Origin of the sequence: Streptomyces sp. GSL17-111 (assembly GCF_037911585.1) — a bacterium.
Lineage (GTDB): Bacteria > Actinomycetota > Actinomycetes > Streptomycetales > Streptomycetaceae > Streptomyces.
In genome coordinates, this window is sequence record NZ_JBAJNS010000001.1 from 1631710 (window position 1) to 1645469 (window position 13760).

The window sequence follows — 13760 nt, forward strand, 5'->3', positions numbered from 1 at the left end:
CCGGGGAGGCGGACCAGGCACACACCGTCGTGGAGTCGTGGAGGGGAAGACGTGCCGCAGCTGTTCCTGAACGAGAGATCCTGTGAGTCGACGGCGGGCCCGGACCGCGTCAACCGGGCCATGACCGAGCTGGTGAAAGCGGTGGTGGCCGTCGCCCGGGAGGACGGCGCGGGGACCGTCCTGGTCGCACGCGAGCCGGTGACCGCGTTACAGCTCGCCGTGGGCCACCCCATCGGCAAGTGGATCGGCCTGCCGACCAGCAGGGACCTGTGGCGGCGGTTGCTGCTGCTCCAGGCCAAGTGGCCCCACCGGGCGGTCTTCCCCGAGGGCGAGACGTACTCCGACGTCGAGTACCGGCACGACGGCGTGCCCGTGGAAGGGCTCGGCGCGGCCCACCTCACGGGCGGGCTCGGCGTGTCCCTGGCCGTGGAGCCCCACTGGCACGCCGACCGGCTGGCCCTCGTCCGGGAGGAGCTCCTGGACGACGAGGACGGCGGGTCCGAGGTCCGCGACGTCGAGATCCGGCACGCCGCCACCCCGGAGCACGTCGAATCCCACCGGCACTGGCTCCGCAGCGGCACCGACACGGCGCGGCAGGAGGCGCTGGGGGCGCTGCGCTCGGGGGCGGAGCTGTGGGAGCGGCGGGCGGAGCTCTTCCCGCTCCTCCAGTTCCTCCCCCTCGCCCGGCAGAACTTCGCCGAGCTGCCCGAGGTGTGGGTCCGCCCGGTGGGCGAGCGCCTCGGCGAACTGCAGGACGCGGTCAGCGCGTGGGACCCCGTCCGGCAGCCCATCGCCCCGCAGTGGCGGTCCGACGTGCGCACCGAGTTCGAGTCCCGCAGGCGGCTGTGCTGGTTCCCCGACCTCGACGGCGAGCACCGGCTCTTCGACTGGCACTGCGAGTTCCTGCCGAAGCCCGGCCGGATGCACTTCCGGCTGGTGCACGAGGAGCGCACCCTGCGGATCGCCTACGTCGGCCGCAAGCGCGGCGTCTGAGCCGGACCGGGCGCCCGCGGCCCGCCCCGATACCGTAGCCGCGAGACCGGGCGCCCCCGCGCGCCCGGCCCGCAGACCAGCACGAAGGAGGAGCGCGCGTGCGTCCCACACTCGCCGCCGACCAGGTACGGGCCAGCCTGAGCCAGTACCTCGCGACGACGTACGCGCTGGCCGACGAGAGCACGCGCCGCGCCCTGGAGGAGTTCCTCGGGGACGCCGACGACGGCATCTTCCGCGGCCCCTACCTGCGGGTGCGCACCCCCTTCCGGGCCGCCGAGGGAACGGACTGGCAGCGGCACCTGACCTGGTGGCCCCGCCACCTCACCACCCCGCACCGCCACCAGGAGCTGGCCTGGGAGCGGCTGTCCACCCTGCACGGCCCGGCCCGGGCCACCCTGATCACCACGGGCACCGGCTCCGGCAAGACCGAGTCCTTCCTCGTCCCGCTGCTCGACCACTGCCGCCGGGAGCGGGAGGCCGGCCGCGACGGCGTGAAGGCCGTCCTGCTCTACCCGATGAACGCCCTCGCCACCGACCAGGCCCACCGTGTGGGCGAGCTGCTGGACGACCCCGCCGACGCCCGGCTGCGGGACGCGGGCGTCCAGGCCGCGCTCTACGTCGGCGACCGGCCCTCCGAGGAGTTCAAGCGGGCCAACCCCCGGATCGCCGTCGACCGCGACGAGATCCGGCGCGTGCGGCCGGACGTCCTCATCACCAACTACAAGATGCTCGACCTGCTGCTCCAGCGGCCCGAGGACCAGCGGCTGTGGGAGGGCCGGGCACTCGCCTACGTCGTCCTCGACGAGTTCCACACCTACGACGGCGCCCAAGGCACGGACGTCGCCATGCTGCTGCGCCGCCTCGGCTCCGTCACCGGGCTCGCGGCGCCGGGACGTCCGCTCGGGCCGGTCTGCCCCGTCGCCACCTCGGCCACCCTCGGCGGGCACGGCGGCGGGCCCGGCGCCGGGAGCGACGACGGGGAGGACGGCCGGCCCGGCGGCACGGGGATACTGGACGTCGCCGAGCAGGTCTTCGGCGTGCCGTTCCCGCCCGAGGCGGTCATCGGCGAGGACCGGAACTCGACCAGGGACTTCACCCGGGAGACGGACTTCACGCTGCCGTTCCCCGCACCGCAGGAGGTCGCCGAGCTCGGCGACCCCACCCGCGACCCGGCCGCCCTGGACGCTCTGATCAGCGCGTTCACCGGTCTCAGCGGACCGACGCCCGAGGAACTCGGCGGCGTGCTGCGCGGGCACCGGCTCACCGCCGCCGTCCTGGAGATCCTCGACGGCGCGCCCCGGACCCTCGCCGAGATCACCGAGGTGCTGCCCCGCTACGCCTACCACTGGGGCGTGGCCGTCCAGCAGCGGCCCCGGCTCGCGGCCGAGGCGCTCGCCCGCTACGTCGCCCTGCTCTCCCACGCCCGCGACCCCGAGCGCCCCGGACGGCCGCTGCTGTCCGTCGAGATCCACCACTGGGTGCGGTCCGTCTCCCGGGTGCTGCGCGGCGTCAGCGCGGCGCGCGCGGAGTTCCGCTGGGACGACGAACGCGTCACCTCCGCCGGCGCCCTGGCACGCGGCGGCGCGGGCGGCTCCGCCCGCCCCTCCCCCTACGACGGGGAGAAGCCCGTCGTCCCGGCCGACGCGGCGGAACCGGCCGCCGTCCCGGCCGACGACAGCGCCCCGCCGCCCGCCGAGGTCTTCCTGCCCGCCGTCTTCTGCCGCGAGTGCGGACGCTCCGGCTGGGCCGCCTACTCCCCCGAGGTCGACCCCGCCGAACTCGACCTCAACGCCGCGAAGATCCGCCGCGCCTCCGTCGGCCGCGACAAGCGCCGCGTGCGCAACATGATCGCCGCGACGCCGCAGGAGGTGCACGAGGCAGCCTTCGGCGCCGGGCCGCAGCGGCAGCGCGGCGGCCCCGCCGTCATGGTCCTGGAGGGCACCGGCGGACGGCTGCGCCCGCTGTCGCCGGAGTCCGACTTCACCGAGCCCGACGACGGCGAGGACCACCGCCGCCCCCGGCCGCTGCACAACGCCGCCTTCGTCCACGCCGACCTCGACGGCGACCGGGCCGCCGCCCGCGACCAGTGCCCGGCCTGCCGCACCTTCAACTCCATCCGCTACCTCGGCACCGGCCTCGCCGCGCTCGCCTCCGCCGCCATCACCCAGCTCTTCACCGGCGGCGAACTGGACAAGAGCCGCAAGGAGAACAAGACCCTCCTGTTCAACGACTCCGTCCAGGACGCCGCCCACCGCGCCGGATACGTCGCCAGCCGCTCCTACACCTTCTCCTTCCGCGCCCTGCTCGCCAGCCGCATCAGCGAGGACGAACCGACCGCGCTCAGCGATCTCGCCGCCGACCTCATCGCCGACGTCGTGGACAGCCGGGCCGTGCAGGCGGCCGTCATCCCCCCGGACCTCCACCTCGTCCGGGGCGTGGACACGCTGCTCTCCGGCCGCAGCCGGGGCTCCCGCGCCACCTGGGAACTGATCGCCCAGCGGCTGGCGTTCGCCACCGTCATGGAGTTCGGACTGCGGTCACGCCAGGGCCGCACGCTGGAGCTGACCCGCACCGTCGCCGCCGACGTGCCCCTGCCCGACGCCGACGCCGTCGCCGACCTCGTCCGCGAGCTGCTGCTCACCACGCCCGGGGAGATCGCGCTGCCCGACGGATCCGTCCCCGGGCCCGACCGGCACGTCGGCTTCGTCCGCGGCCTCCTGGAGCGGCTCCGCATCCGCGGCGCCGTCCGGCACGCCTGGCTCGACCCCTGGCTCGACCAGGCCGGCGTGCGCCGCTGGGCCATCTGGGGCGGCCGGGCCACCGGCATGCCCGCCTTCCCCCGGGGCACTTCCGCCCCCGCCTTCCTCCTCGGCGCCCCCAAAGCGGGCAGCGAGGACTTCGACGTCCTGACCGGCCGGCTCGGCTGGTACCAGGACTGGGCCATCCGCGCGCTCGGCCTGCGCCGCGAGTCCGCGACCGACTTCCTCGTCCGGCTGCTGCCCGCGCTCGCCGAGGCGGGCGTGCTCTCCGCCCGCACGGCCGCCGACGGAAGCACCCGGATCTACGGCCTCCAGCCCGGCCACATCCAGGTCCGCGCCCTGGCCGACGAGACACTGCCCGACGCCACCGCGCACTGCCCCCGCTGCTTCTGGGAGCAGACCGTCCACCCGGACCTCGCCGACCACTGGCACGGGCAGCCCTGCCCCCGCTACCGCTGCGGCGGACACCTGCGCACCGGCCGGGACCTCGACAGCGGCCTGCGGCAGCGGGACTTCAGCGAGGACTTCTACCGGCGCATGTACCGCGAGGCGGGCGTCTACACCATCAACACGGCCGAACACACCAGCACGCTCAGCCGGGCCCGGCGGGAAGCGGTGGAGAAGGCGTTCCGGGACGGCACCGACGTGCACTACGCCAACCCGCAGGTGCTCTCCTGCACCCCCACCCTCGAACTCGGCATCGACATCGGCGACCTCTCCGCCGTCGTCCTCGCCTCCCTGCCCAAGACCCCGGCCAGCTACGTCCAGCGCGTGGGCCGGGCCGGCCGCGCCACCGGCAACTCCTACCTCCTCACCATGGTCGACCGGAACCCCCGCGACCGCTACTACCTGGAAGACCCCCGGCTCATGATCGCCGGAGACGTCCTGCCGCCCGGCTGTTACCTCTCCGCCGTCGAGATCCTGCGCCGCCAGTACCTCGCCCACCTGCTCGACCTCGCCGCCGCCGGACGGCTGACCGCCGCCGACGGGACGGCGGTACGCCCCCTCCCCCGGCTCGCCACCGAACTGTTCGGCCCCTCCGCCTGGCAGGCCGAGTTCACCGAGGCCGCCCTCGCCGACGGCGCCCGGCTCGGCGGCGCCTTCCTCGGCCTCTTCCCGCCCTACGACGAGGCGCGCGGCACCGGCGTCAGCCCGCAGGCCCGCGAGGCGCTCCTCACCTACGCCACCGCCCCCGGGGACGAGGGGCTGGCCGGGGCGCTTGAGGCCGCCCGAACCCGCTGGGAGGACCGCCGAGCCGAGATGCAGCGCCGGATCGAGGCCATCGACCGGGCCCACGGCCTGCTCGTCTCCGGCGACCCCGACCACGAGCGGCAGGGGCGCGAACTGCGCGCCGAACGCCGGGGCGTGGCCCGCGTGGCCCGGGAGATCAGCCGCACCACCGCCCACGGAGCCCTCGTCGACCTCGGCCTCCTGCCCAACTACAGCCTCATCGACACCGCCACCGAACTGGAGGCCACCCTCACCTGGACCGAGGAGGCCCCCGACGGCACCCGGCGGGTGCAGAGCAAACCCCTGCGCCACAGCCGCCCCGCCCGCCTCGCCCTGACCGACTTCGCCCCCGGCAACCACTACTACGCCCAGGGCTACAAGCACCGGATCACCGGCCTGGACATCGGCAGTCCCGGACGCCCGGCCTGGACCTGGTGGCGGATCTGCCCCGACTGCGGTCACGCCCGCACCCACCGCGCCGAACAGGACGCCTCGGCCTGCCCGCGCTGCCGCTCCGCCGCCATCGGCGACATCGGCTGCCTGCACAAGGTCCTCGTGCCACGCCGGGTCACCTCCCGCGACGACCGCGACGACGCCCGCGTCCGCGACGACACGGACGAACGCGAGCGGCGGCACTACACCATCGTCCCCGCCGTCGACATCGACCCGGACGACGTCGAGGAGGCGTGGAAGCACCGGCGGGCGACGTTCGGCTGGGAGTTCACCCGGCAGGCCCACGTCCGCCACCTCAACGTGGGCGCCACCCGCGTCGACGGCACCGCCGACACGCCGCTGGCCGGACGGCTCGTCCGCCTCAACCCGTTCTGGGTCTGCGACGCCTGCGGCTTCGCCGACCCCGACGGCGGCCCGGCCGCCCTCCACGACGGCGACGCCGGGAAGCTGGACAAGTACCACCGGCCCTGGTGCCCCCGACGCCACGACACCGCGTCCGAACGCGCCGCGCGGCAGGGCGAGAAGGTGCTACTCGCCCACGAACTGCGCACCGACGCGCTTCGCGTCCTCATCCCCGCCGTCACCGCGCACACCCAGGAGCGTCTGGTCTCCTTCAAGGCGCTGCTGCTCGCGGGCATCGCCCGCAGCTACGGCGGCGACCCCGACCACCTCGCGGTCGTCACCGACTCCATGCCCGAGGAGGGCGGCGGCGACCTGCGCCGGCACTTCATCGTGCTCTACGACACCCTCCCCGGCGGCACCGGATACCTGCACCGGCTCGCGGGCCAAGACGGTCTGCGCGAGGTGCTGGAGGGGGCCCGGCACGTCATCGAGTCCTGCGTGTGCGTGGGGCAGGGACGGCCCTCGTGCCACCGGTGCCTGCTGCGCCACGTCGACGACGGGGAGTACGAACTCGTCTCCCGCGAACACGCCCTGGAGATGCTCGGCTCCCTCTTCGGCCGCACCGCCGACGAGTGGGCCGTCCAACCCGTCGCCACCACAAGGGACATCACCCTCGTGCACCAGGTGGAGAGCGAACTCGAAGCCCTCTTCCGCCGGGGGCTGCTCACCTGGGCCGAGCGGACCGACGAGGTCAGCGTCCGCAGCGCCCTGACCGCCGACGGGTCCAGGGACACGACCCTGCGCTTCACCGCACCCGACGGCAGCGTCCGCGGCTGGCAGATGGAGACGCAGCCCCCGCTCGGATTCACCCGGCCCGACGTGGTCTTCCGCAGCACCGACGACGACACGCGGGTGGCCGTCTACCTCGACGGCTACCGCTACCACGCGAGCCCGGAGCACCTGACCGTGGCGGAGGACGCGGCCAAGCGGACCCGGTTGCGCGCCGAGGGCTGGCAGGTATTCCAACTCACCTGGGACGACGTGCGCGCCTGGACGGGAGGAGCCGCCCCGCAGCCCGACCCGGTGTGGAAGCCGTACCAGAACACCGCGCAGAAGACCGCCATGGACATCCACCGCCGCCTGCACGCGGCGGACACCCGCGACCTGTCCCGTTTCGTCTGGACCAACCCCGTCGAGACCCTGATCGGCTACCTCACCGACCCGGACCCCGACGCGTGGCGTCGGCGCACCCAGAGCGCCCTGGCGGGCTTCGCCGCCGTGCGCGCGACCAGCCGGGCCCTGGCCGACGGCGACGAGATCGGGCGCCGGATCGGCGCGGCCCTGCGGGGGCAGCGGTTGGCCGGGGGGCAGGGCCCCGTCCAGGTCATGGCGACCCGGGACGCGTCCGGCTGCCCGCTCACCATCGCCCTCGACCTGCGCGGGGGCCAGGCCGCCGCCGCATGGACCGCGCTGGCCGTGCTCGACGACGACCCCGGCACCGTCAGCGCCGACGAGACGTCCCACCGGCGGCGCTGGCAGGCGTGGCTCTACTGGAGCAACCTGCTCCCGTTCCTCGACACGGGCGAGGGGGAAGGCGTCCAGCTGACCGGCGGCATGCTGCCCGGCTTCGACCCGGCGGAGCTGGCGGTGACCGGCGGCGCGGGCCGCCTCGCCTCGCAGCGCCGGGCGCACGCGCCGGACACCCCGGACGCTCCTGCCCCGCACACCCCCCACGACGCGTCCGAGCCAAAGCCCCCGTCCGCCGTGCGCGACCCCGCCTGGGACGAGGTCGTCGAACTCCTCGTGGACGACCCCGGGCTGCCCCGGCTGGCCGAGGACCTCGCCGACCTCGGCGTCCCCGCGCCCGAGGCCGGATACGAGCTGGGTGCGGACGCCTGGCCCGCCGAACTCGCCTGGCCACAGCACCGCGTCGGCGTCGTCCTCGCCCACCGGCCGGCCACGGACGGCACCCCAGACAAGGACGCCGAACAACGGGACCGGGCCTACCGGGCGGCGGGCTGGCAGGTAGGCACGGCGGTCGAGTGGGACGCCGCCGAACTGGCCGAGCTGCTCAGCGGTGACCGGGCCACCGCGCGGCACGCCGGGAACGACGGCGACGGAGACGACGGGCACGACATGGACAGGGAGAACGGGCGATGACGGTCACCGGCGCACCGAAGGCGGGAGCGACCCTGCGGCTCCTGGAGAAGGCCGACAAGGAGATCGTCAAGCTGGACCGCGCGGTCGTCGGCGCCTTCTACAAGTTCCAGCACGACTTCCGCCGCAACCCCGAGGCAGGCGGCTTCCATCTGAAGCCGCTCCAGGGCCACGAGCGGCTGTGGTCGGCGCGGATCAACCGCGAGTGGCGGGCGCTGATGCTCCGGCTGGGCGGCAACGACTGGCTGCTCGTCTCCGTCAAGCACCGCAACCACGTCTACGAGAACCTCGACCGCTTCGCCTACGGCATCAACCACGTCACCGGCGCCATCGAGTACGTCGACCTCCAGGTCGTCGAGGAGAGCCTGCTGCGCCGCGACCTCGCGGCGCGCCCCGCCTCCGTGCCGCACGCGCCCCCGCGCCCGACCGAACCCCCCACCGACGCACCCCTCTTCGCCGCCTACAGCGACCAGCAGCTGGCGGACCTGGGCGTCGCCGAGGCGCTCATCCCCGTCGTCCGGAAGCTCACCACGGACGACGAGCTGCTCGGCCTCGCCGAGTACGCCCCGCGCCACACCGGGGAGGTCCTGCTGCGGCTACGCGACGGCGTCCCCTACGACGCCGTCATGGAACAGGTCACCGCGCCCGTCGCCGTCGACGAGCCGGGCCGGCACGTCGACACCCACGACTGGCAGGCGGCCGTCGACCGCTCCCAGACCGTGGTGATCACCGACGACGAGTCGTTGCAGAGCATCCTGGACGAGGGCGACTTCGGCCGCTGGAAGATCTTTCTGCACCCCACCCAGGAGCAGCTCGTCCGCCGCCGCTACTCCGGACCGGCGCGCGTCAGCGGCGGGCCGGGCACGGGCAAAACCATCGTGGCACTGCACCGGGTGTGCCACCTCGTGCGCGGGCTCCCACCCGGGCACAACCGGCCCGTGCTGCTCACCACCTTCAACAAGAACCTCGCCGCCGACCTGCGGGCCCGGCTCCTCTCGCTCGGCGGCCCCGATGTGCTGGCCCGGGTCGAGATCGCCCACGTCGACCAGCTCGCCACCCGGATCGTCAGCGAGGCGGAACCCGGCAGCGGAAAGCGGCGGATCGACGACACGGCGGCACTGCGCGAATGGCGCCAACTGCTCGTGGAGGCCGGAGAGACCCGCTGGAGCGCCGAGTTCCTCAGCGACGAGTGGAACCAGGTCATCCTCGGCCAGGCCGTGGCCTCCCGCACCGACTACTTCACGGCCCGCCGTGCCGGTCGCGGCCGCAGCGTCACCCGGGCCGAGCGGGCCGGGATCTGGCAGCTCGCCGAACGCTTCACCCAGCGTCTGGAGACCCAGGGACTGGAGACGCACCGGCAGGTCGCGGAACGGGCCGCGCGCCTGGAGATCGCCCGCAAGGCCAAGATCGACAAGCGCGCCGACGAGCGGGACGCACGAGGCGGCCTGCACAACCTGCACGTCGAGGCCGGCTCCGGCGCCTGGCTGCGCTACCGGTACCGGCACATCGTCGTGGACGAGGCCCAGGACCTCAGCCCCGCCCACTGGAAGATGCTACGAGCCATGGTTCCGGCCGAGGCCGACGACCTGTTCCTCGTCGGGGACACCCACCAGCGCATCTACGACAACCAGGTCACCCTCGGCAGCCTCGGCGTCCACATCCGGGGCCGCTCCTCCCGCCTGACACTCAGCTACCGCACGACCCGCGAGATCCTGAGCGAGGCCATCCGCATCCTGGGTGGCGAGACGTACGACGACCTCGACGGCGGCTCCGACACCCTCGCCGGCTACCGCTCCGTCCTGCACGGGCTCAGCCCCCGTCTGCGCGGAGCCCGGACGTGGGACGAGGAGATGGACCTCGTCGTGGAACAGCTCCGGGCGTGGCACGACGTCCCCCGCGAATCCACGGCGATCTGCGTGCCGACGAACGACATGGTCACCCAGCTCGCCGAACGGCTCGCCAGGAACGGGATCACCCCCACGGAAATCACCCAGGACGGGCCCCGGAACGACGAGGGCGTCCACATCGGGACCATGTACCGCTTCAAGGGACTGGAATACCGCTGCCTGATCATCGCCGGGGTCTCCGAGGGGCTCGTTCCCCGCTCATCCGTGGACGCCTGGGAGCGCACCGACGTTACCCGCCACCGGCGCGAACTCCACCGCGCGCGCTCCCTGCTGTTCGTCGCGGCCACCCGCGCCCGCGACGCCCTCACCCTCACCTGGCACGGCGAACCGAGCCGCTTCCTGACCCCCCTCCTCCCACCCGCACGCCCCTGAGAAGGACCACGGCGGCGGCCGGGAGGAAGCCAGCCTGACCGTGTCACGCTTGGCGAACAGGATCGGCACGTGCACCGCCAACTCCGGTCATCACGTGCTATATCCGTTCTGAGCCGAACGGACGTCGTCCGGGCCACCCGGCTCGAAGGAGCCGGGAGACCCTCGGCCATGCACAGGAGTAGTACGTGATAGCACTCGGATCCACCCTCGCTCTGACGCACGTGCGCAGCTACGTGCCCAAGCGGGGCTCCACCCCCTCAGGCGTACAGGACTCGGGATTCGCCACCGAATGGCACCTGGAAGCCACCGGTCGCCCACGCCTGACCATCCACGACACCCAGTGGGACCACGGTGAGCGGGACGTGGTTCTCCAGCAGCTCCCGCTGTTACCGGAGATGCCCGCCAACCTGGCCAACCTGCACGGCCGGCACCGGGCCGGGATCGTCGAGCTGACTCCCGGGCGCTGGCGGATCACCGCCTTCCTCTCCCTGCCGCAGCCGGGCGGGAGGCCGACGCAGAAGCGCTCTCTGACCACGGCCCAGCTGGCACAGGGCTGCGGAGCGGCCCGCCTGTGCGCACTGCTGGCCCGCCCCGGCGTGTCACTCACCCCGCCCTTCGACGTGGCGGACCCTCAGGACACCGAGCGCTTCCAGCACGCCGTCGTCTTCGAGGAGGACGACCGGGAGACACCCGTCATGACCTATGTGCTGACGCGGCTGATGCCGACACTGCGACACACCGCCTGGGTTCCCGACCACTGACAGGCCGCCCCGACACACGCCGCCCGCGCCCCGCCGTGGGGCGCGGACATGCGGGGAACTCCGCTGGAGCCCGGTGGCGCCCCGTGGTCGGACAGAGCAGGGCGCCGGCCCGCGCGGGTGCCCGCGAACCGACGCCCTGTCTCAGGCGGTCCTCACCTCAGCGGTCAGGGTGTGGTGTAGCCGAGCGTGTAGTCGCCGGTGCCGGAGTAGGCGTGGACCCGGTAGCGGTAGTAACCGGACGTCCCGTCGTAGGCGATCTCCTCGTCCGGCCCACTGGTCGTGGAACGCGCCACCTCGCTCCAGCTGTAGCCACTCCACTTCTGCAGGTAGAGGTCGAAGTCGGTGCCGTCGGGCCCGTCCAGACACGCGGTGTGCCGCCCGGACCCGGTCTGGAACCAGCTGCCGTCGGGCTGAATGTCGCTGCCCCCGCTGCTCAGAGAACCGCTCTTGGTGTTCTCGAACTCGGTGCACGTGCCCGGATCGGGGTCGGGGTCCGTGTCGCCGGGGCGTGTGCCGACGTTGACCGCCGCCCAGGCGTGTGCGACCGCGAGCTGCTCGGGGCTGTCGACGCCGTACAGCTCACCGGCGGCCTGCAGGGTGTGGGTGCGGGCCTGCGCGAACGTCTCGTTCGGCATCATCTTCTCGGCCAGCGCCTTGAACCAGATCTTCTCGGCCTTGCCGATGCCGATGCCGGTCACCGGGTCGTCGTCGTAGGTCGGGCTGTCGTAGGTGACGCCGTTGATGACCTTCTCGCCGCTGCCCTCGGAGAGCAGGTAGAAGAAGTGGTTGGCGATGCCCGAGCTGTGGTGCACGTCCACGTTGCCGGCGCCCGAGTACCAGTAGTCGAGCGAGCTGCCGTCCTTGCTGGGCTCATCCATGTAGCGCAGCGGTGTGCCGTTTCCGCGAATATCGATCTTCTCTCCCACGAGGTAGTCGGCGACGTCCTCGGGGTTGTCGGCGTGGAACTCGACGGCGGCGGCGAAGATGTCGGAAGTGGCCTCGTTCAGCCCGCCGGACTCGTTGCTGTAGATCAGGCCCGCCGTGTTGGAGGTGACGCCGTGTGTCATCTCATGGGCGGCGACGTCGATCGAGGTCAGTGGCTTCTGGTCGTTGGCACCATCGCCGTAGGTCATGCAGAAGCAGGAGTCCTGCCAGAAGGCGTTGGAGTAGGCGTTGCCGTAGTGGACGCGGCTGGAGGCGGCGACACCGTCGCCGCGGATCCCCTCGCGGCCATGCACGTCCAGGTAGTAGTCCCAGGTGAGAGCGGCGCCGTAGTGGGCGTCGACGGCTGCGGTCTGGTTGTTGGTCGGTGAGCCGTTGCCCCAGACGTCGTCGGCGTCGGTGAAGACCTGGTTGCCGTTGTCGGAGTCACGGGTGGTGTGGCCGCCGCGCTGGGTGTCCTCCATGCGGTAGTTGCCGCTGGATCCGCTGGTTCCGATGGTCACCTGCCCGGCGTACATGCTGTTCCCGCTGCCGGTGTGCACGCCCTGGTACTCGTACAGCTTCTCGCCGGTCTTAGCGTCGGTGATGACGTGCAGTTCGTTCGGGGTGCCGTCCTTCTGCGTGCCGCCGACCACGCGCTCCCAGGCGAGTGTGGGGTCCCCTTCGGCGGCCCAGATCACCTTGCGCGGGGCGGTGCTGCCCTTCGCCTCGGCCTTGGCGGGCTTCCGGCTCGCGGGCGCCTTGGTGGTGGGCACCGTGATGGGTGCGTCGGTCGCCTTGTCGACGACCTCGATGGCACCGTCGGGGCCACGGTGCACGATGATCTGGCCGCCGAGGACGGGCAGTCCGGCGTAGGTGCGCTCGTAGCGGGTGTGGGTGGAGCCGTCCCGGTTCTTGACGACGTCCTTCACCTTGAGTTCGATGCGGTCGCCGAGGTCGAGGGCCTGAGCCGTTTCGGCTTCGCGTCTCTCGGCCTGGGCTATCAGCTCGGCGCGCTCGGAGGGGCTGACGTCGGCTATCAGCGCTCCGGGATCGAGTCGACCGTCGTCGGCGGCGGCGCTGACGGTGCCTGCCTGGAGGCCCACGGCCACCACGGCTGCCGTGGCCGCCAGGGCGACGGTGGTGCGGACGCGTCTGCTGCCGCGACGCGGGGAGGTACTACTCACGTGATGGCTCCTCAACTCATGTGGGGGGCTGAGATGGTGCAGCCGTGCAGAGGTGAGGCACGGATGGAGTGGGGCGGCCGTAGCCTCGCCCAGAGAATGGGGGAGGGCCGAAGGCACGGTAAGAGGGAAACCCCTTGCTCGACGAGGCGTCATGTCTCATACACCGCAGGCTTGTTGTTTCGAGGGCTGTGCTGGTCCTGTACCAGCACAGGACCAGCACCCAGCCCATGCGGGTGCGATTCCAGGCGCAGGGTGTACTCGCCGGGTTCTGGAGTCCGCCGGGACCGGGCGTCTCGCCCGTACCGGCGCAGAGCGCGTGCTGGGCCGTGATCACGTGCGGGGTGTGATGGAACGCGGGCGTGCCCATCGCCGAGGTGATCCTCGGTCGGTGTCACGGATGCCGTGGACGGACAGAGGAAGCCGCGAGCCGCAAGATCACTGCCGCACTGGAAGCGGAGGGGGACGGCGGTCAGGGGTGTGTCGGAGGTGTGTCGCGACCGCTGAGAACCCATGAGAACGGGCGGTACTCAGTGAGACTGAGTACCGCCCGTTGTTCTCGGCACCTGCCCTGGTCAAAGCGCTGATGTTGGCTACTGACCTGGCGGTGCCCCCGGCAGGATTCGAACCTGCGCACACGGCTCCGGAGGCCGTTGCTCTATCCCCTGAGCTACGGGGGCG

At 72.7% G+C, this 13760-nt stretch carries 5 protein-coding genes and 1 tRNA gene; 4 read left to right on the top strand and 2 right to left on the bottom strand.

The genetic code is table 11. The features are described 5' to 3' along the window. Nucleotides 1-51: 51 nt before the first annotated feature. The 4 genes from V6D49_RS06895 (at nt 52) to V6D49_RS06910 (ending at nt 10974) form a co-directional block, all read left to right on the top strand. Nucleotides 52-993, top strand: coding sequence for a hypothetical protein (locus V6D49_RS06895; protein ID WP_340558029.1), 942 nt, complete (start codon nt 52-54; stop codon nt 991-993). Nucleotides 994-1091: 98 nt separating this feature from the next. Then, nucleotides 1092-7937: a DEAD/DEAH box helicase gene (locus V6D49_RS06900; RefSeq protein WP_340558030.1), complete on the top strand. Its 6846-nt coding sequence runs from the start codon at nt 1092-1094 to the stop codon at nt 7935-7937. Continuing rightward, on the top strand, nt 7934-10213 hold the full coding sequence (locus V6D49_RS06905) for a UvrD-helicase domain-containing protein (protein WP_340558032.1): 2280 nt from the start codon (nt 7934-7936) through the stop codon (nt 10211-10213). Before V6D49_RS06900 ends, V6D49_RS06905 begins: the two co-directional genes overlap by 4 nt. Nucleotides 10214-10398: 185 nt before the next feature. Continuing rightward, nucleotides 10399-10974 (top strand): hypothetical protein, encoded by a 576-nt coding sequence (locus tag V6D49_RS06910; protein WP_340558034.1) that lies wholly within the window; start codon nt 10399-10401, stop codon nt 10972-10974. Nucleotides 10975-11138: 164 nt separating this feature from the next. Here V6D49_RS06910 and V6D49_RS06915 read toward each other — a convergent pair whose 3' ends face one another. After that, entirely contained in the window at nt 11139-13082 is a 1944-nt protein-coding gene (locus V6D49_RS06915) for a M4 family metallopeptidase (protein ID WP_340558036.1), read from the bottom strand. Between the two features lie 605 nt (nt 13083-13687). Next, nucleotides 13688-13759 (bottom strand) — tRNA-Arg (locus V6D49_RS06920). Between the last annotated feature and the right edge of the window lies 1 nt (nt 13760).

Excerpts from the sequence above, each read along its gene's own strand:
- V6D49_RS06905 (WP_340558032.1), top strand. The coding sequence starts at position 7,934 with ATGACGGTCACCGGCGCACCGAAGGCGGGAGCGACCCTGCGGCTCCTG.